Source organism: Siansivirga zeaxanthinifaciens CC-SAMT-1 (assembly GCF_000941055.1).
Taxonomy (GTDB): Bacteria; Bacteroidota; Bacteroidia; order Flavobacteriales; family Flavobacteriaceae; genus Siansivirga; species Siansivirga zeaxanthinifaciens.
Window position 1 is genome coordinate 1480541 of sequence record NZ_CP007202.1, and the last position, 18935, is coordinate 1499475.

Below are 18935 nucleotides of genomic sequence, written 5' to 3' on the forward strand. Positions count from 1 at the left end.
TTGTTACTGTTGTTTGATTTATAATTTTCATTTCGTTTAAGCGACTAAACCGCTATTATTTTTATACAATGTTGCCACCAGTTATTTTTCATTTCCATATACTCTTCCTTTATATTCTGAAGTTTCACTTGATTCAGGCTTTTCAAGACTTAAGTAGTTTTGAGCTTCAGTAATCATCAACTCAACTGCTGAAGATTTTACCTTTACTTCCTTTTTTATAATTTTTTCAGCAATTTCTTTAGCTTTAAGAGTTTTCTTTTCTTTCTGGTAAATCTCAAATTGTTTATAAAGTGGTAAAAATCTGCAAGGAATCATCTGTTCTGCATATTCATACGTTTTAATTGCCATTTTGGTATTTCCAATATTGTAATAGTTATCGGCCAATAGCATTTGCACGTCATAATCATTAAACTGTTGTTTACATTCATCAAGTAAAGTTATACTCTCGTTATATTGTTCTATATAGTTTAACTCAGCGCCATAATTATACAGAAAAAGTACATTATATTTAAGATAAGGATACATGTGTTTATATTCAGGTTGCATTTGTTCTGTTTGGCCTTGTAATGATTTTGTAGCAATTTTTTTCCACTTTAGCTCTAAATACATACTAAAAGAAAAAAAGACAATACCTGCAAAACATATCGCTCCTATTATTGCTTTAGTTTTCTTTGAAAATACCTTTTTTGGAGTTTTACCCAAAACCACAATTAGGGTGGAATATATTAACAAAAACCAAACAGGTGTGTAATGCAAAGGGTACGAAAAAAATGAAAATACAAAAAACGAAACAAGTATGCCCAAAAATAAGTTTCGTTTAAAAGGGTCTAATCGTAATATTCTCTTAAAAAAAAAGAATATTACAACGAAAGTCGTGAGCAAACCTAACGCTCCATAATTAACAATAATTTTAATAAACTCATTAAACGGGTGCGACACATTATCTGCCAACTGGCTATACTGCGATTTTGGGTTTTGTTTAAAATACTTTGCCTGATAATCCATATAATGGGCTTTAAAACCATTGTAACCAAAGCCAATTAAGGGTTTGTCTTTTATCATTTCGGTTGACACCTTCCAAATTAGTAACCTTCCATTGGCTGAATTTAGCTTTAACTTATATAACCCTATTAATACAATGACTAAAAGAACAATGAAGACCGTAACAAAAGCTTTGGTTTTTTTAGAATTTTTAATTTTTGAGATTAGCTGAAATTCTGAGATAAAAACAAAAATTGTAGATACGATTACTGCCAATACACCAGCTCTAGAACCTGAAGCAACTATTGAAAAGCACATTAAACCTAATGAAAGCGTGAGTAGATAGCGTTCTAGCTTTTTAGATTTTAAACACCAAATAACTCCAATGGGCAACAACATTGATAAGACTGCAGAAAAACCCGCTGGATTATCAAAACTTCCTGTAATAGGAAAAAAGTGATTGTTTGTTGTAAACCAACCTAGGTATTGACATATTGCGTATAATGACTGTAAAACACCAACAACATAAAAGCCTTTTAAAATGCTAAATGAAGTGATTTCTTTTAATACGATTTTAATCTTTTCGTTTTTTAGAAATACTAAGTATAGCGTTATAAAAAGAAAAGAAAATACCGTAAAATAAAATTTTACAGTATTTTCTTTATTTACAAAATTCTCGGAAGAGAGAAACACACTTCCGAGAAAGACTAGAATGATTAAATCTTTTAATTTAATATTTATTAATCTATCTTTAATTAGGCTTAAAATTCTCATCAAACCAAATGTGTTTGTCTAACATTTTTATATATTTCTCTTTTTTCTTGAAGCCTTTTTCTGTGAAAAAAAATTTAATACTCAAGTAAGAATTTCTTATGTCTTTTTGTATAAACAAACTTGTACAGTATGGATATTTTTTATGAAGCTTTTCGAGTGATTCATCAAGAAAATAAGTTTTATTTGCATTAGGTAAGTCATAAATTGCAAATGAGTCTGCATTGTATTTTTCTTTTGCTTGTTTACCAAAAACAAAATTTACATAATTATATAATTCAACGTTATCTATATCTTTATTTCTTGAATCTCCAATGCAGTAATATAAGCCAAGTGATGTTTCTATTTCAGCAGCTATCTGCTCCTTTGGGTCAAAATAGAATGTATTAAGCGGTATTTTTTTGTTTTCTTCTAATCCCTTAAAAAAACTAATAAATTCAAAAGGAAATGCAATCATGCAATTTTTATCTTTTGATAAAAAAATTGGACCATATAGTAAACCTGTACATTTTTCTCTGTCATTTCTTACTCTCCAAGGAATGAAGTATATATCCAAATCTTTAAGCTTATCTGGGAAAGAAATTGTAACGCCATAGTTGTCTCTAAAATATTGCTTATAAGAATGTAGGTTCTCATCATAAGGTAAATTCTCTTGAGAAAAAGCATTTAAAGATACTAGCAATATTGTAATGGTAATTTTACATCTGATGTTTAACATAATTTTAATGATTAAAAACAACGATTACATCATCTAAAGAAGCAAATGCCATTCTACCACCATTTTGATAATCTCTATAAGTTATTGTCCTACTAGATTCATCATACCAAATCGCATTTACTGCATGAGACCCTACTACAGATCCATTACTAACTTGTCTAAAAAAAAACACATTATCATTCATACTACCACCTTGTAAGTTGATATTTGGGGCTAAATTAAAGGACCCATTTGGGTAGAAATGCTCAAATAAATCAATAGCATTAGCAACATCATATCGGCCAGTAGAAGGGTTATAAGGAATCATTACTCCACCATGACCTTGACTATCCTGATATTCTTTGCAAGAATCAAGAGTAAAATCGCCTAATTGTGCGATAGCGTGTGCCATACAATAAGTGCTGTCACGTTGTTGTTGGTATTCATCTTCTTAATTCCCATATTTTAATTTAGTAATTTTACTTCTAATAGATACTTTAGGGTTTAAAATATTATTGCTATAATCAAAACCAGCAGTTATATAATTAAATAATTTAGGGGAAATGTTTAGGTCTTCTGCTGTCGATTCTTTTATTTTATAAAAGCCGTTGACTCTACTTATTTCAAGTCTTTTAATTGCTTTAAACATTGTTATAAAGTCTTTTTCTTTCATTTTGTCCTTGTGATATTTCTCAAGATCAAGATACTCAGCATCGGCATAGTCACCTTGTGTAGTGTTCTCAGTTTCGCATGCTGTTGTAAAGCTAATTACAACTGCTAGTAGCATTGATGCTACAATGGTAGTCACATTTGGTTTTTTTAAAATTGTTTTCACCTGTTTATTTTTATTTGTATTTAAAGGTTTATAAATTCATTTTTATTTAACGGCTATTAACCTACTTTTTATCAGGCTTAAAATTCTCATCAAACCAAATGTGTTTGTCTAGCATGTTGATATACTTTTCTTTCTTTTTAAAACCTTTTTCTGTAAAATAAAGTTTAAAACTTAGAACAGCACTATTGTCATTTTGTATAAACAAACTCGTGCAATAAGGGTATTTTTCTTTTCTTAATTTTTCTAAATCATTATCAAAGAAACAGGTTTTATGTGCGTTTGGTAAATCAAAAATAGCGTAAGCATTTGCGTTATACTTTTCTCTAGCTTTTTTGCCAAAAATAACCTCTACATATTTATAAAATTCTCGTTTTTCAGTTTCGTTATTTAAACTACCACATCCTGAATTACACAACCCAAGTGAAGTCAATATCTCACCAACTAATTTCCCTTTAGCATCAAAGAAAAAGTTCTTATTATGATAATTTTCTTTATTTTTTAGTCGCTCTCGATCAGCATAATTGTCATATGGTAGAGCTAACATACAATTCTTATCTTTTGTTATAAAAAATGGCCCATAAATACTACCCGTCATTTTTTCTTTATCTAAACTAGCTTTCCAATATTGAAAATATTTATCTATTTTTTTATTAAATTTTTTAGGTATTTTGATAGTTACACCTACTTTTTCTTTAAAATACTTTTGATAAGAACTAAAGTTATATTCGTAGGATTTGTTTTGTTGTGATAATACACTTAAACTAAACAATAAAAGTATATAGATTATTTGGTTTTTTTTCATTTCAGATTTTATTCTTTGTAATATATTTTCGCGATATCCTCTTTAAGTACCAATTCACTGTTTCCTGTGTTAGCATCCTCGACTATTGCTATTCCAGAAACTTCATCGTAATTTAAAAAAATCGCTGCATGTCCAATTGGGTCATATACACCATTATCATTTCGTCTTCCGAAAGTTACTATAGCTTTTCGACTTGTCGCTTGTTGTAGATCACTAACTGACGTACCTACTTTATAATTGGGTAAAAAATGGTCAATATATTCATCCATTTTATCTGGAGGAACTCCAAAGCCTATTCCGTATTGTTCATCTGAGTAATTTTTTGCTTTGTTAAATGATGTCCAAAAACTCAACTTAGAAACACAATAAGCAGCACAATAAGGATCACGTGGGTCTTGATCTTCAAAATCCCCGCTTTTTAATCTAACCATTCCTTTTGAACTTTCATAGAGTGTTGAGTTTCTAGCCCTATTTGTATAATTAAAAAGATAAGTAACATGTTTAAATAATTTTGGAGAAATATTGAGTTCTTCTGGTGTAGTTTCTTTTAATTGATAGAAGCCGTTAATATTTTTTGCATCAAATCTACGTATGGCTTCAAAAATTTTTTCATAATCTTTAGCCGTCCTTCTGTTTTTATCATAAAACTCAAGATCAAGATACTCAGCATCGGCATAGTCACCTTGTGTAATGTTCTCAGTTTCGCAAGCAGTTGTAAAGATAATTACGATTGCTAGTAGCATTGATGCTACAATGGTAGTCACATTTGGTTTTTTTAAAATTGTTTTCATCTGTTTATTTTTATTTAAAGGTTTATAAATTCATTTTTATTTAATGGCTATTAACCTACTTTTAATCTGGCTTAAAATTCTCATCAAACCAAATATGTTTGTCTAACATTTTTATATACTTTTCTTTTTTCTTGAAGCCCTTTTCTGTAAAGAAAAATTTAATATCCAAAGCCTTTTCGCCTTTTTGAATAAATAAACTCGTACAATAGGAAAATTTATTAACAGGAAGATTCTCTATCGATTGACCACGTAGACTAAAAAATTCAAATTCATCTGTTTTTGGTATATCAGATATTGAATAGGCGTCTGCATTGTACTTTTCTCTGGCCTTTCTTCCAAAAATAAAGTCTGCATATTTATACACATCAAAAGTTACTTCTTTATTTTTGTCATTATCAGACCAAAATGGATGGTAATATAATTCAAGTGGTATTTTAATTTCATTAATCACTTGGTTTTTAGGTTCAAAAGAAAAGGTGTTAATAGCTGTTGTTTTATTTTCTTTTGGTATTTCGGAGGTAAAGCCAAACAAAAGCAGAGGAAACGCTATCATACAGTTTTTATCTTTTGATAAAAAAAAAGTACCATAAGCACTGCCTGTAGGTTTTTTAGGATTTTTACTGACTTTAAATCCAACTGAATAGACGTCTAAATTATTAAATTCTTTTGGAAAAGCTATAGTTATGCCTAGAGTATCTTTAAAATACTCTTTGTAAGAATTTAGATTGTTTTCATAATGCGAAAACTTTTGAGCATGCAAATTTGTAGCTAACGAAATTGTTACAATAAGTGCGAAGTATTTAATAATTTTCATAATTTGTTAAGGTTTAAAAATTTTGACTACATACTTAGTCTCAGTCCAATCTTGGTCATCTGTCTGTCCGTCAAAATAACCAACATGGTTCATAACATAAAGTTTTCCGTTAACAGCATGCGCTTTACCATTACTATAATCTGTAAGTATAACTATAGTTCCGTTTAAATCCCCATCTACGAAATCATCAAGGCTTAAGATTTGTCCATTTGGATAAAAATGTTTAAAAAATTCTTCGGCTTTCCCCACAGGCACTCCGTTTCCTGCGCCGTATTGAGAATCGGAGTAATTTTTGGCATCTTCAAAACTATATGTCCCCAAATTTTTGATTGAATATGAAAAACAGTAAGGGTCTTCTGGTTGTTGATCATCATCCCAATACTCAGGATTATCGCTTTTTAACCTAGTAGTTTTACTTAAATTTGATTTAAATTTTAAAGTATTATTGCTGTATTTCAGACCTTGTACTAAGAAGAAGAGTAATTTTTTTGACATATTCAATTTTTCAGGCGAATTTTCCTCTATCATATAAATGCCCTCTACTTTGATTGTTTCCAATCTTTTAAATCCCTCTGCGATTTTTTCTATATCCTTTTGCTTAATTTTCTCGAATTTATACTTGTCAAGTTCAAGATACTCAGCATCGGTATAGTCGGTTTCTGTAGTGTTCTCAGTTTCGCATGCTGTTGTAAAGCTAATTACAACTGCTAGTAGCATTGATGCTACAATGGTAGTCACATTTGGTTTTTTTAAAATTGTTTTCATATTTAATTGTATTTAAGGTTTATAAATTCATTTTATTTAATGGTTTTGTCTCTACAAATTTTCAAAACCAAGCCAATGCTGTTTCTTGTTTTGGTCTATACAAAAAACGTGTTCTTCTCTTCCTTTAGTTAAGTTTCTTAACCACAACAAAGCATTTTTAGGTACATTGTTATAATGAAGCAAAGTATCTTGTGCCTTTTGTTTCCCTAAAGATTTCCAGTTTTTATCCCAATAAAAAAGTTCATAATCTTCGCCTTTATTAATGTGGTTATCATCATGTCTAGACTGAAATTCAACATAACCAATAGTTTCGGGTTTGGAAAACTCTAGTCCAAGTTTAAAATAATCGCCTCCAGAATAGGTTAGGGTATTATCATCAAATGCCCCATATTTATAGTCTTTAGTTTCTTTTAAAATATGTTCTTCAATAATTTCGCCTTGTAAAGGCTTCATGTCTAAATCATAAAATGCCAACTTAGCTAAGAAAGACTTTGGCTTTTTACTGTTAAATCTTACATATTTGTATTTTGCTCTATTTGTTAACTTTATGTTTTGAATATGCGTACTATTAAAATTAGAAACTTCATGTAATACTTTAGCATTTATAAATTCTGAATTATTGGATGCTTCAATAACACTTCCGTTTAAGGCTTCTAACCAAAACCGTTTACCCCTGTATCGTCTTGTGCTTAAACCGATTTTTCTAGTGAGTACCACAGAATCTAAAGCGTTTTTATCAGGTTTAAAAAAGCGAATCTTTTTTGAAGCGTCTATAAAAAAAGGATAATTGAGCGGTTTTTTACTTTCTTTATCCATAGGCAAATACAAGACGTTATAGCCTATATTACTAAATTTGAAATTTTCACCTGTTTTTTGTCCCTGAACTACAGGAAACCAACCTTCTCGTTTATCAAAGACAGTTAATATTGGGGCTTTAGCATTTACATTAAAAATGTTATCAATATCAACATCAATAGTTAAAATATATTCATTAGTTACATCTTGGTCAAAATGAATACTATTTGTGTTGTTTACGGCGTCAAATCTAGTTCTATATACTTTGGGTATGCTTTCATTTTTATAAATGCCTTTAATATTACTTTTTTTATGTACATCTGTTAGATAAACTTCGCTACCCATCTGGGTATAAATCCATGAGTGGCTTTTGGCAAAAGGGTCGTTACCCCAATGTTCTACATAATCTTTTGCAGCCATAATGCCTAAAGCTCGCATCACATTCACATAATAATTTACGCCATCGCCGCATTGCCCTAACTTCGATTTTTGTATTTGGCTTGTACTTAAAGGTATAGGATACGAATTTCCTATTCCCAGAAACGTTGTAAAATTGAAATCGGTCTTTATAGAATCGACAATCGTTTCTAGGGAGAGCCCTTTCTCTATACAATCATATACCCAAGCATATTGATTGTGTAATTTTTTTCTTGAATGATTTTCGAGCGGTTCGTTTGAACTTCTATATGGTAAAATAAACTTACAGAAATCGTCAAACGATGCTCTTTTATCTTGAGGGATTTTATACCACGCCTTAAATGCCAGTTCTATGTTTTCTACAAGAAAATCTGCTTTTATACTTTCGATGTCTTTAACAAACTTAGGTTGTTCTCCATTGGAATACTCGGAAATTGAATCTAATGTCCTTTTAAAAGCTTCTACCCTATAATTGTTTAATTCGCTTTTTGGGAAATTTTCTATACTGTTAAATGCAAAATTAAATTCACGAATAGGCTCTATATAATTATGATAAGGCATGTTTTCAATTAGAAATTTGGCTGCTTTATATTTTAGACTATCTGATTTTTTAGTTTGGAAATATTCTAATACCTGCTCTAACTCTTGCCTGTTATTTCCAGAATTCTCTAATGCCTCACGCAATTCAGTATCCACTTGTTTATTGCATGACATTAAGAAAATAAATAATAGAAAAGCACCTAAATATTTTAAGTAATAACTCATACCAAATAAATTATAAGCAATTTTTATTATAATTTCCATTAAAAAAAGGTCAATTTTAACAAACCGAATTGTATGTATTTTTTTACGCTTATCAAACTTAAAAAAAAAAAAATCAGAAAAAGCAAACTATTTTGTAAATAAATACGTATTTCGTCGAAAAACAAGAAAATTGCTGTGGTAAAACCGTAATTCGTGTTTTTTTTAATTCAAGATAACATAGTAAATAGGAAATATTCTGTTTTATACAGAGTTTGAGTGCTAATGTCTAGTCCTGAAATATGGCTACAGGTTAAAAATTGATTTACGCTGTTAATTTATATACCATATTTGGTGTTTTATAATCTAAAGATACATGTAATCTAATTTGGTTGTATAGATTAATAGCACTTTTTGTAGCTTTTTTCGCGTGAGCTACACTATCAAAGGTCTGGTCAAGATAAAACTCGTCTTTTAGGATGCCGTTTACACGTTCAGCAATAGCGTTTTCGTAGCAATGATTTTCTTGTGTCATACTAATTTTGATGTTGTTTCTTTTTAAAATTTGTGTGTATACATTGCTACAATATTGTATGCCTCTATCTGAGTGATGTATGAGGTTTTCTATGTTTTTAGCTTGATATACCGCTTTTTTAAGCGCTCTGGTACAACCGCTAAGTTCAAGACTATCGCTAAGGTCGTAACCTATGATTTTTCTAGAATACATGTCAGTTATAAGCGCCAAGTAACAAAACCCTTTTACAGTTCTGATGTATGTAATATCAGATACCCAAACCTGATTAGGTCTATTAACAAGTACATCTTTGATGATGTTTTTATGTTTGTAAAACCTATGAAAAGAATTGGTAGTTCTGTAGCTGGGTTTCTTTCTGGTTATAAGCATATTGTGTTTTCTAAGAATGTTAAAAAGCGTGTCTCTGCCTACTTTAAGTTTGGCTTCATCAAACTCATTTTTCAAAGATATTTTGAGTTTACGTACGCCTTCTCTAGGTAAGGATCTGCGTTTTTGGTTTACAATTTGAATGATCTGTTGTTCAAGTTTTAAACGTTTGTCAGCTCTATATTTATACTTGTAGTATGCATCACGTTTAAGCCCGAAAGACTTACAAATAGTTGTTAAAGACGCAAATCCTTTAGCTTTGTCTTTAGTTTTATTTACCGCTCTATATTTAGCTTTTTTTTTAGTTCAGCAACCGATTTATAGCCAAGATCTTCGGCAGCCACTTCCAGGTATGAATCTTGAATCATGGCATCTAAGTCTTTCTTTAACAACAATTTTTTTAATTGTTCGATTTCCTTTTGAAGTTCTTTAATTCGTGTGATCTCGTCTTTTGTTTCCACTTTTACTCTGGTATTCATTAGGTCTTTACGGTTGTATTTTCTAATCCATTCATTAATGGTAGTAGGAGCAATGCCATAAAGTTTTCCTAGTTGATATTTGTTTAGTTTTCCTGTTGTAAGTTCGTCTAAAATTTTCAGTTTGAAAGGTTCTGAATACCGTCTGATGATTTTGTCATTTTTGTACATAATGTTTAAAATTATGTAGCCTTTATTCAGGACGGGTCATAATTGGTGGCAACGGTCTCGGCTATGAGTAGTTGCGTGGGTTAGCGGTTAACTTTGCAAGTACGCACCAAGCTGAAAATCCGAGAGGATTTTCAGGAGTAGGCGAGAACAAGCAATTACTTATAGCCATTGTTGGGCGTAGTTTTTTATTCCGTTATCCTGTTTTTCAAGTCCATTCGCTCGTGCAAAATTCTGATAACTTCTATTCTATCTATCGAAATCAATTGGTAAAATATGATATGTTTTCCAGATTTCAGTCCAAGCAAGTTTTTGCTTATTCCGTCATATTCCTTTCCAACATTGGGATTTTCTCCAATTCCGTTACAAGTCAGTTTTATAGTCGCATAATATTTGTCAGCTTGTTTTACCGACCACTTTTTAAAAGTATAGTCCCAAATATCATTCAAGTCATCTATGGCTTTCTGTCTCAATATAACTTTAGCCATTCTTTATCTTTTCAGCTTTTAATTTTTTGAGGTTTTCGTCAAAGTCAAAGTCTTCAACCAACGGACTATTCAATCCTTCTTGAATTGCATTTCGCAAGGCAATTACTTTACTTTCCTCATTCTCCAAAAGTCGAAGTCCAGCTCTGATTACTTCGCTGACATTTTTGTATCGTCCAGCAGAAACCTGTGTTTGCACAAATTGGTCAAAATAATTTCCCAGCGATATTGATGTATTTTTCATTTTTTTAATTTTCTCAAAATTACCAATTTTTGGTAAAAAATCCAAATTCTGCTCGTTTTTCTCAAATTACGCCCAATGTAAAATATAAGAAATGTGCGTCATAATTCCGCAGGAATTTGACAGCACATAAACTAGAAGATAAAATAAATTAACCAAACACCATAAAGCATATTTTTTATATGGTGTTAGGCAACGTTTTATTATGACACACAATTTAAAAACATTACCTGTTTATTTTAATAGGGTTTGGGAACTTGAAAAGCAGTTTGAAATTCGTAAAAACGACCGAGGTTTTCAGACTGGCGATAAATTAAGACTTGAAGAATGGACTGAAAAAGATGGATATACACAAAGATTTATTGAATGCACGGTGAAATATGTACTTCACGGATTTGAAGGCTTAACTGATGGTTATGTAGCATTAGGTATTGAGATAAACAGTTGCGTTTCTTAAATGTTGCCTAACGGTCTTGTGTATAGAAAGTTGCGTGCTTGTGAGCGAGGATTTTCCGAAGGAAAATCAGCAGCAAGCAAGCAAAGCAACTGCCATAGGTTTAGACTAAAATAAGCAATTTTTTATACACGGTGTTGCCAACCGTTTATTATTTTTCTTACTTATTTTGTTTTTTTAATCCGGATAGATTTAGTTATGATTTGCCGGCTCGAAAGTCATTCAGAATTAATGGTTGCGTTTTTTGGTTATCAGTCAGAAGTTTTTTTGAGTTTTTTTAGTCAGATTTTTAATCCGCATAGATTTAGTTATGATTTGCCGGCTCGAAATTCAGTCAGAAATAATGGTTACGTTTTTGGTTATCAGTCAGAAGTTTTTTTTGTTTTTTTTTGGTCAGAAAACTTTTTTAAAATCCGAATTACAGCGATTGATTTTTAATTTTTTTTGCAAAGTGTGCAATGGTTGGCAACGGTCTTGTGTATGAAAAGTTGCGTGTTTGTGCGCGAGGATTTTCCGTAGGAAAATCAGCAGCAAGCAAACAAAGCAACTGACATTGGTTTAGTATAAAACTAGCAATTTTTTATACACGGTGTTGTGTTTTCGTTATTTTTTTCTCACAGTTTTTTGTCAGTCGTCAATTTTTTTTTTCTCCGTTTCGCTATTCAGTCCGACGTAATGTTTGCGAAGTGCTTTGATCAGTGATAGGTTTTTTGAGTTTTTTTATCCGAAAATATGCTAAAAGTCCTAAGCGTTTTTTTTTTCAGATTTTAAGGGACTATTTTTTTGATTTTTCGTTCTTAAATCACAAAAAAAAAATCGAAAAACAAACTAGGCTTTTTTCTGTTTTGGCAACGTTGGGTAATGAAACACAACGGTCTCGTATAACCGTCAGTTACGGGTTAATATGCGTTAATTTTCGGTTTAGCACGGACTTTAGCAATTCCGAGTGGATTCGGACGTAGTCGAATCCGCCGTAATTGCGGTTATACATTGTTGCCAGTAGTTTTTTATCCATTTAATTTTTCTGTCAGTTCTTGCATAAACAAAAGCATAGAAAACTTTACAAATTCCAATTCAGATTTTGTAAATCGTACTTCTTCATCCAAGTAGAGAGCTTTTTTTATACTCCGATTTTTTATTGAATTACAGTTTTTTATAAACTTTTCATCAGCTTTTGAAACTGAATGAACGATTAAATGTCGGCATTCAAAAGCAAACTTAATGTCGTCTAATTTTTGGTCTTTGTCAATTTTTATTCCCAAATAATTTTCGAAAGATTTAATCACATTTCCAATGTTTTGAAAAGTCAGTTTCTTTTTTGCAACGAGTAATTTTTTCAAAAGATTTGGGTTTTGATTGACTTCGTCAATTTCGTCTAAAGTCAATTGAATTTGATTTTTAGCACTTTTTGGAAGTTTGTCATTTGAATATTGAAATTTAAGTACAGTTGAAAAAATTTTCTCAATAGTTAAAGTAAAATGAGAAACTAACAATACTAAACACTGATTATAGATTATACTATAGTGCTTTGTAAATGATTTATTTTTGTCAATTCCCTCCAAAGCCATTATTGCATTATCTGCTAAATAATATGGGTTATTAATTTTAGGTGCTCCATCTTTCAATTTGTCATTCAGACTTTTTAGATGATGAAGGCAAAAGTCCATTATCTGTTTGTCAAATTGGATTAGTTCAGTTACCGACTCAATTTGGTTTTCAAAATTCTCATTTATTTTCTTTAGTTCGTTTTTCATCAAATTACTGGCAACGGTCTCGGCTATGCGGAGTGCGGGATTTGAACCCACAAACCTTTCAGCCTGCCGAAAATTTTATTAATTGCTGTTACTTTCAAATTACCACTAAACCCCGCATTACGTATAGCCATTGTGTGTGCCCAGCATGGGCATCTTTTATTTACCGAAAGGTAAATAATTAATCTAGAGGGTGCAAGTCCCTTATGGGCGGAGGTAACGCTTCGAACCATTAGTAAGTCGCAAGCTCGTTTGTCGTGAGACATGGAGTTAAGGAAGCGGAACTACAAAACTCGGTACTGACGAACAGAAATCGTATACAGAGGCATATTTACTTGGGTAAGCAAGCACATCATTGTAACGCCCCAAGATTATCAAAAGGGTAAGTATGTAGATACGGCAGGCATTGAGTGAAAGAAGAAGCCATTACCTGGGGAGGTCTCCAAAGTTACGAGTTAGCTATATGGAGAAGTCAGCAGAGGTCATAGTACCTATAGGAAACGAGCAGGGGTCATACCTCTGATGGACTCACAGGTAGGGAAGGACTGAACACTAAATTACGTTGGAATTCAATTAGGATGCTTAGCTAGCCTAGTTTTAAACCAACAGGAGTACACGAATTATTGAATCTATGATTGAACACGTTTTATCCGCAACAAATCTTTATAAAGCAACACGCCAAGTGGAGCGCAATAAAGGTGCGAGCGGCGTAGAAGGTATGAAAACAACGGCACTTTCGGCATACATATTAGAAAACCGTTCGCTTATATTATCTACTATTCGCACAAATAGCTATGTGCCAAATTCAATTCTAGGAGTAAACATTCCAAAAGGAGCGGGTAAAACCCGATTATTAGGAATACCAACGGTAGTAGATAGATGGCTACAACAGGCGGTAAGCCAACAATTAATGGTTCATTTTGAATATGATTTTGAACCTGTTAGTTATGGTTTTCGCCCACAAAAGAACATCCAAAAAGCGGTATTACAAGCTCAAACCTACATCAATGATGGTTACCAAGATATTGTAGATATTGATTTAGAAGGGTTCTTTGACCAAGTAGACCACTGTATTTTACTTCAACTTATTTACCACAAAGTAAAATGTCCAACCACCTTGCGATTAATCCGAAAATGGCTAAGAGCTCCCATTTTAATACATGGAACACTCATAAAGCGCAGAAAAGGCATCCCGCAAGGCAGTCCAATTAGTCCTTTATTATCTAACATTATGTTAGATGTTTTGGACAAAGAAATGAAAAGCATGGGCTTGCGCTATGTTCGCTACGCTGATGATTTTAGCGTTTACGCCAAAAGCAAAAGTGAGGCTAAACAAATAGGGAATAGACTGTTTGTCTTCTTACGAGATAAACTTAAATTACCTATAAATAAAGCCAAAAGTGGCATCCGCAGACCTGTAAACTTTGAGTTACTTGGGCATGGATTTGTACCTGTCTATAAAAAGGGTATAAAAGGGCAATATGCATTAGTGGTAGCTAAGAAAAGTTGGGCAAAGTTAAAACGTAACCTAAAAAGCATCACCAAGAAAACCAAACCCATGTCGCTATTCGAACGTCTGGAACGGCTTAATCAAGTCTGTCGAGGCTGGATGAATAATTACCGCTTAACTAACATCTATGCAAAAGTTAAAAAGCTAGATGAGTGGTTAAGAAATCGGTTACGCTATTGTATTTGGCATGATTGGAAAAAGCTAGAGCGGAAACGTAAAAACCTCATTCAATTAGGTATAGAAATCGGACAAGCCTATGCTTGGAGTAGAACAAGAATGGGAGGGTGGGCAGTTGCTCAAAGTCCTATTTTAAAGACTACTATTACAGTTTCTAGACTTAAACGAAAAGGGTACAAACCTTTGTTAGATTACATTAATAAGATGCAAACTTCAATTTGGTGAACCGCCGTATACGAGACCCGTACGTACGGTGGTGTGAGAGGCGCACTCTCCTCAATTATGGGGAGAGCCGCCTACTCGATTGTGCGGTCGTACTTTTTATTTTTCAGTCCGTCAGCGTTGGCATAGACATACTCTTTTGCAATTTTTGGTTGCAGCGTTGGCTGGTGCGAATTGCAAATGTGTATGGCTTTAAGCGTTGGCATTTCTATTCTAAATGTTTCTTTAATATCTGTTCTTTTTGTTTGTCCATTGTCGCTAATTCACTTTCTATTTGAGCGATTTCGGTTTCGAGTTTTTCAAATTCTGCAACTATCTTTTTTTGCTCTTCAATTTTTGGTGTAGGAATTTTTAATTCTGCGATATTTGTCAAACTTAAATTAGCTCGTGCGACTTCTTTTTTCATTGAATCGTATTGTCTGAAAGCATATTCAGAGTTTAAAAGTTGATTCAAGTATTCAGGAAGAAGTAATTTCTTGTCTAAACGTATCAATGCAACAGCCTGATTTATATTTGCATTTTCAGAAATATTAAAAATTGCCGCTCGTCCAATCGAAGCTCCAACAATATTTACAAGGACATCATCTTTTTCAAGAATTGAACGCTTTTGTATATCGTTAAACTTTTTTTCTAGGTATTTCCGTTTTGTAAAGTCTAAATATCCTTCTCTTACATTTTCACTTGTTACAAAAAGCACTTCTTCATTTTTTGTATAATTAATCCCTTGCCACTTCGGTGAAGAACCCTTTGTAATTAAATGCGACAAATCACCGAGTTTTTTTATTGGGTAGGAAGTCTCTAAGGTTTCACTTACTAACTTCATTTTACCATCTTTTAAACTCTCTACTTTCTCTCTCCCTGCTTTTTCTTTTTGTTCAACCGCTTCTATTTCAGCTATGATTTTTTCTTGTACCGTTTTGGGTGGAAGTGGAATTTTAATATTATTCAAATTAGTGGAATTTAATCCGCCTTGTGCCTGTCCTGTAATATTTGCTTTTAAAAGCGATTGTCCAATTGTAGAGTACAAAAAGTGAAACAGATATTCTTGTTTAGCTTTTTCATTTGTTCTTAAAAGAAAGACGTGTTCATTAATCATCGCTTTATCAAAAGGCATTTCAGTTGGCACAATTGCAACTTTACCTGTCAAAGCCCCATCTTTACAAATCAATATTTCTCCACCTTTTAAAATTCCCCTTGTGCTTTCTTCATAAAATGATTGAGGAACATATTTCATTGAATCAATCGCTAATTTTCCATTAGTACCAATATGTTCTCCTCCTAAACTGGGTATGCCACTTCTATATTTTCCAACACCACCTTTTGGGCGAGTACCACTCTCTAAATCAGTTAAAATTTTAGATAGACGTTCAAATTCATATTTGGTCTGAATTTTTACTTTTTTTTTAGCATTAATAGAAATTGCTTTTTCAAAACCAACTTTTTTAAAGTCAACCAAATCCGTTAAATCAAAGGTAGTCAGGTTACTTTGTAGGCTTTCTTTAATATCTTTTTGCTCACCTAAAAATGCTCGATACACATAGCTATTGGCTTTTTCTTCGTTCAGGTGGTTTTCGTCATCATAGAGTTTGGTAGTAGCTTTGCCAAATTCGTCTCGGTACATCTTTATGCCTTCGTGTCCACGTCTGCTGCTAAACTCGTAACCAATAAAATCTTTCTCGGCTTGTTTTTCGCCTACTTTGATTAAAACCGTTTGTTGCGGTTGAGCCAAAAAGAAGTAGAGCATTTTGTCTTGTTCTTTGGCAAATACTTTATCGTAAAACAGTTTATCCAACTCTGCTTGTTGCTCATCTTTGGTTTTGTCCTTAAATGCTTTTTTCTTTTTCAGGTTTTTTATTTCAGTCAAACCATTAAACCAAGCTTTGTAGTCAGTAAATAGTTCTGTTTTGCTTATGGCATCATTTGGTTTTTTGTTTACCAAGCTGATATAGTCTTGTAGTGTAATATCTTCAAAAACTTCATATACATATTTTGCAAAGGCTTTTTCAATTCCGTTTACGGTGGCTTCTTTGGGTTTGTCAAAGAAGTTTTTTATAGCGGTTTCTACCTTTTTCCAATCATTGTTGGCTCTACGTTCTAAAAAGAGTGTTACCGTATTGGTGCCTGTTGCCATAAAGGTGTTTGAGCCAAACTCGGCAATGGATTTAATGGCAAAATATTTTAGAATGATTTCTCGTGCATCTGTGTAAATGCCCGAATTACTGAGAATGGAACTCGGCAAAATAATACCTGCCCAACCGCCTGGTTTCAAAAGTTGTTTGGTACGCTCAATAAACAAACATTCTATTTCTGAACTGTCGTCTGTCAATCGGTTAAAAAGGTCAAATGATTCTTCTCCGTTTTTGAGTGTGTTTTTAAATGCTGAAACCGAGTAAGGCGGATTGGCAATTAAGACATCAAAAACGCCATTGTCTTTTTGGTCTTCTTTACTTACTTCTTTGAGCTTGCCCTTGTAATCAATGCTTTTTTGAAAATGGTCTAAACCGTCTGCGTGAATTACGTTTGCCAAACCATCACCATTTAGGAAGCAACTTACTTTGGCTGTTTTTACTAAACGATAATCAGCTTCAATGCCATACACATAATCGTATGCCCAATCGAAAGGATTAATTTTCCATCTGCTCAAATTCCGTTTTACAGAAGGTCGCTGTTTGCTTTCGTCAATTTCGTTGATAATGTTTTGCACTTCGTCCATTGACTCGGTTAGGAAGTGTCCGCTACCTGCTGCATAGTCAATTATGTAGGGTAGGAAGTGGGTTTCGTCATTTTCAATCTTTTGCTTTATCAGTTCTCGAAGTGGCAAAGACGAAATAATAAACTTAGCAATTGGTACGGGTGTAAAAAACTGTCCTGCTTCTTGTTTGATTCCTGTACTTAATAGCAACTCGAAGAAGTCACCCAAAAACTGTTGTTTGTGTCCGTATCGAATTTGGTAAGGTTGAAGTAATTCAACCACTTCACGCACCACAACCGCATTTTCTTCAAAAGACTTTTCGTCAAAGACTTCTTTAAAGGCAAATTCATTGTTTTTGTGCAAACGCACACGAGTAAACATCTCACGAATTTGGTCTCTTACCGCTGCATCAAGAGCATAAAGTTTTTCTTCTACTTGCTCGTCATTGTAGTCAGTAACTTCTTTGGTCAAGTATTCTTTCATTCCTTGTTTGTAAAGGTCTGAAAGGCGTTTTTGCAAATCTTCGTTGGTGTCTGTTTCTAACCATTGAAACTTTAGTTCTTCGTTTGGTTTCCGGTCTTCATCAACGATTTTGCAGAGAAATAAATTGAAGATTTTATTGAAAGCATTTGGCTTGTCAGAAACTACATTGTGGCGTAGAATTTCGGCAAACTGATTGTAAATCCGTCCGCTATCTTCTTCTGTTAGTTCTCTTAGTCTTCCACGAGTTAACGATTTGATTTCAATGTCGTAAGCGTTTGCCCATTCTTCAAAAATTCCATTGTCTTTGAAGTTCTTATTCCAATGGTCAAATATTTCTTTTTGGTTGTCGAGTTCTTTCCAAGCTTCATCAACTTTCACAATGTCATTGACAAACTCAATTTTTCCGTCAATTACTCTCGAAGCATAAAGACATAAATATTGGGCTGCTTTGTCTTGTTGAAAGTAAGAGAGTAGCTGTCCGCCATCTCGTTGCATTTTCTTTTTCTCTTTCTCGTATTCGTCTCCCCAAGTTTTGCACTCAATCATTAAATAGGCTTTGTCGTCCTTGTCCATTACAAGAATGTCCAACTTGCCTTTTTCTTTTCTTCCCATTGGCCATTTATGCTCCAATGAGAGTTTGTCAGGTGCGTAGCCCTTTTCTAAAACTCTGTCCACACCTTCCAAAACCACAAAGTTCTCGCTGTTTTCAAAGTTGCTGGTTGTCAGGTCGCCTAATTTGATTTTCGTTCCGTAATCAATTTTTTCCTGCTCAAAGTCAACTTTCAGCACATAGTTTTTATGGCTTGGATAGTTTTTATAGTAAATATCCTTGTCGCCTTCTTGCGGTTTAAATCCGAGAAGTCCGATAAGTTCCTTTATGTCCGATTTCTTTATTTTCATTTAATATTCTCTGTCAAAATATTTCGCTCAAATTTCGTCATTCGAGCGTTGGCAAAAAAGCAATGT

At 32.8% G+C, this 18935-nt stretch carries 17 protein-coding genes and 1 tRNA gene; 2 read left to right on the plus strand and 16 right to left on the minus strand.

Annotated elements, in window-relative coordinates:
- Window positions 1–81 precede the first annotated feature (81 nt).
- The 13 genes from AW14_RS06600 to AW14_RS06660 form a co-directional block, all read right to left on the minus strand.
- Window positions 82–1755 (minus strand): O-antigen ligase family protein, encoded by a 1674-nt coding sequence (locus AW14_RS06600; protein WP_044638095.1) that lies wholly within the window; start codon window positions 1753–1755, stop codon window positions 82–84.
- A complete protein-coding gene (locus tag AW14_RS06605) occupies window positions 1733–2470 on the minus strand; it encodes a hypothetical protein (RefSeq protein WP_154662129.1) in 738 nt (245 codons plus the stop codon). The genes AW14_RS06600 and AW14_RS06605 overlap by 23 nt, the downstream gene beginning before the upstream one ends.
- A 4-nt stretch (window positions 2471–2474) precedes the next feature.
- Window positions 2475–2861 carry a hypothetical protein gene (locus AW14_RS06610; RefSeq protein WP_044638097.1) on the minus strand — a complete coding sequence of 129 codons (387 nt, stop codon included), beginning with the start codon at window positions 2859–2861 and terminating at the stop codon, window positions 2475–2477.
- Between the two features lie 39 nt (window positions 2862–2900).
- A complete protein-coding gene (locus tag AW14_RS06615; protein ID WP_044638098.1) occupies window positions 2901–3284 on the minus strand; it encodes a hypothetical protein in 384 nt (127 codons plus the stop codon).
- Between the two features lie 61 nt (window positions 3285–3345).
- On the minus strand, window positions 3346–4086 hold the full coding sequence (locus AW14_RS06620) for a hypothetical protein (protein ID WP_044638099.1): 741 nt from the start codon (window positions 4084–4086) through the stop codon (window positions 3346–3348).
- A gap of 8 nt (window positions 4087–4094) precedes the next feature.
- Window positions 4095–4877 carry a hypothetical protein gene (locus tag AW14_RS06625; RefSeq protein ID WP_044638100.1) on the minus strand — a complete coding sequence of 261 codons (783 nt, stop codon included), beginning with the start codon at window positions 4875–4877 and terminating at the stop codon, window positions 4095–4097.
- Between the two features lie 61 nt (window positions 4878–4938).
- The gene (locus AW14_RS06630; RefSeq protein WP_044638101.1) at window positions 4939–5691 is read right to left on the minus strand and encodes a hypothetical protein; all 753 of its coding nucleotides are present in this window, start codon (window positions 5689–5691) and stop codon (window positions 4939–4941) included.
- A 6-nt stretch (window positions 5692–5697) separates the two neighbouring features.
- The gene (locus tag AW14_RS06635; protein ID WP_044638102.1) at window positions 5698–6456 is read right to left on the minus strand and encodes a hypothetical protein; all 759 of its coding nucleotides are present in this window, start codon (window positions 6454–6456) and stop codon (window positions 5698–5700) included.
- A 51-nt stretch (window positions 6457–6507) separates the two neighbouring features.
- Window positions 6508–8472: a hypothetical protein gene (locus AW14_RS06640; protein WP_044638103.1), complete on the minus strand. Its 1965-nt coding sequence runs from the start codon at window positions 8470–8472 to the stop codon at window positions 6508–6510.
- A gap of 262 nt (window positions 8473–8734) precedes the next feature.
- The gene (locus AW14_RS06645) at window positions 8735–9541 is read right to left on the minus strand and encodes an IS3 family transposase (protein ID WP_084708801.1); all 807 of its coding nucleotides are present in this window, start codon (window positions 9539–9541) and stop codon (window positions 8735–8737) included.
- A gap of 44 nt (window positions 9542–9585) precedes the next feature.
- Window positions 9586–9957, minus strand: a complete 372-nt coding sequence (locus AW14_RS06650; RefSeq protein ID WP_044638105.1) for a transposase — start codon at window positions 9955–9957, stop codon at window positions 9586–9588.
- A gap of 185 nt (window positions 9958–10142) precedes the next feature.
- Window positions 10143–10442 (minus strand): type II toxin-antitoxin system RelE/ParE family toxin, encoded by a 300-nt coding sequence (locus AW14_RS06655; RefSeq protein ID WP_042247389.1) that lies wholly within the window; start codon window positions 10440–10442, stop codon window positions 10143–10145.
- A complete protein-coding gene (locus AW14_RS06660; RefSeq protein ID WP_042247393.1) occupies window positions 10435–10683 on the minus strand; it encodes a type II toxin-antitoxin system ParD family antitoxin in 249 nt (82 codons plus the stop codon). Before AW14_RS06660 ends, AW14_RS06655 begins: the two co-directional genes overlap by 8 nt.
- A 202-nt stretch (window positions 10684–10885) precedes the next feature.
- On the opposite strand from AW14_RS06660, the gene AW14_RS06665 reads away from it, so the two are divergent.
- Window positions 10886–11137, plus strand: a complete 252-nt coding sequence (locus tag AW14_RS06665) for a DUF3850 domain-containing protein (protein WP_044638106.1) — start codon at window positions 10886–10888, stop codon at window positions 11135–11137.
- Between the two features lie 1004 nt (window positions 11138–12141).
- On the opposite strand, the gene AW14_RS06675 is transcribed toward AW14_RS06665, so the two are convergent.
- Both AW14_RS06675 and AW14_RS14830 read right to left on the minus strand, forming a co-directional pair.
- Entirely contained in the window at window positions 12142–12888 is a 747-nt protein-coding gene (locus AW14_RS06675; RefSeq protein WP_044638108.1) for a hypothetical protein, read from the minus strand.
- Window positions 12889–12914: 26 nt separating this feature from the next.
- Window positions 12915–13004, minus strand: a tRNA-OTHER gene (locus tag AW14_RS14830).
- Window positions 13005–13516: 512 nt separating this feature from the next.
- On the opposite strand from AW14_RS14830, the gene ltrA reads away from it, so the two are divergent.
- The gene (ltrA, locus tag AW14_RS06685; RefSeq protein WP_044638110.1) at window positions 13517–14797 is read left to right on the plus strand and encodes a group II intron reverse transcriptase/maturase; all 1281 of its coding nucleotides are present in this window, start codon (window positions 13517–13519) and stop codon (window positions 14795–14797) included.
- 205 nt (window positions 14798–15002) lie between these two features.
- Here the strand turns inward: ltrA and AW14_RS06690 are convergent, their stop codons facing one another.
- Window positions 15003–18869 (minus strand): N-6 DNA methylase, encoded by a 3867-nt coding sequence (locus AW14_RS06690; RefSeq protein ID WP_044638111.1) that lies wholly within the window; start codon window positions 18867–18869, stop codon window positions 15003–15005.
- Between the last annotated feature and the right edge of the window lie 66 nt (window positions 18870–18935).

Bases quoted from the DNA above. Each gene is read 5' to 3' on its own strand.
- AW14_RS06625 (WP_044638100.1), bottom strand. From the start codon at position 4,877: ATGAAAACAATTTTAAAAAAACCAAATGTGACTACCATTGTAGCATCA.
- AW14_RS06650 (WP_044638105.1), bottom strand. From the start codon at position 9,957: ATGTACAAAAATGACAAAATCATCAGACGGTATTCAGAACCTTTCAAA.
- AW14_RS06640 (WP_044638103.1), bottom strand. From the start codon at position 8,472: ATGGAAATTATAATAAAAATTGCTTATAATTTATTTGGTATGAGTTAT.
- AW14_RS06675 (WP_044638108.1), bottom strand. From the start codon at position 12,888: ATGAAAAACGAACTAAAGAAAATAAATGAGAATTTTGAAAACCAAATT.
- AW14_RS06630 (WP_044638101.1), bottom strand. From the start codon at position 5,691: ATGAAAATTATTAAATACTTCGCACTTATTGTAACAATTTCGTTAGCT.
- AW14_RS06655 (WP_042247389.1), bottom strand. From the start codon at position 10,442: ATGGCTAAAGTTATATTGAGACAGAAAGCCATAGATGACTTGAATGAT.
- AW14_RS06690 (WP_044638111.1), bottom strand. From the start codon at position 18,869: ATGAAAATAAAGAAATCGGACATAAAGGAACTTATCGGACTTCTCGGA.
- AW14_RS06620 (WP_044638099.1), bottom strand. From the start codon at position 4,086: ATGAAAAAAAACCAAATAATCTATATACTTTTATTGTTTAGTTTAAGT.
- AW14_RS06605 (WP_154662129.1), bottom strand. From the start codon at position 2,470: ATGTTAAACATCAGATGTAAAATTACCATTACAATATTGCTAGTATCT.
- AW14_RS06600 (WP_044638095.1), bottom strand. From the start codon at position 1,755: ATGAGAATTTTAAGCCTAATTAAAGATAGATTAATAAATATTAAATTA.
- AW14_RS06635 (WP_044638102.1), bottom strand. From the start codon at position 6,456: ATGAAAACAATTTTAAAAAAACCAAATGTGACTACCATTGTAGCATCA.
- AW14_RS06610 (WP_044638097.1), bottom strand. From the start codon at position 2,861: ATGGCACACGCTATCGCACAATTAGGCGATTTTACTCTTGATTCTTGC.
- AW14_RS06660 (WP_042247393.1), bottom strand. From the start codon at position 10,683: ATGAAAAATACATCAATATCGCTGGGAAATTATTTTGACCAATTTGTG.
- ltrA (WP_044638110.1), top strand. From the start codon at position 13,517: ATGATTGAACACGTTTTATCCGCAACAAATCTTTATAAAGCAACACGC.
- AW14_RS06665 (WP_044638106.1), top strand. From the start codon at position 10,886: ATGACACACAATTTAAAAACATTACCTGTTTATTTTAATAGGGTTTGG.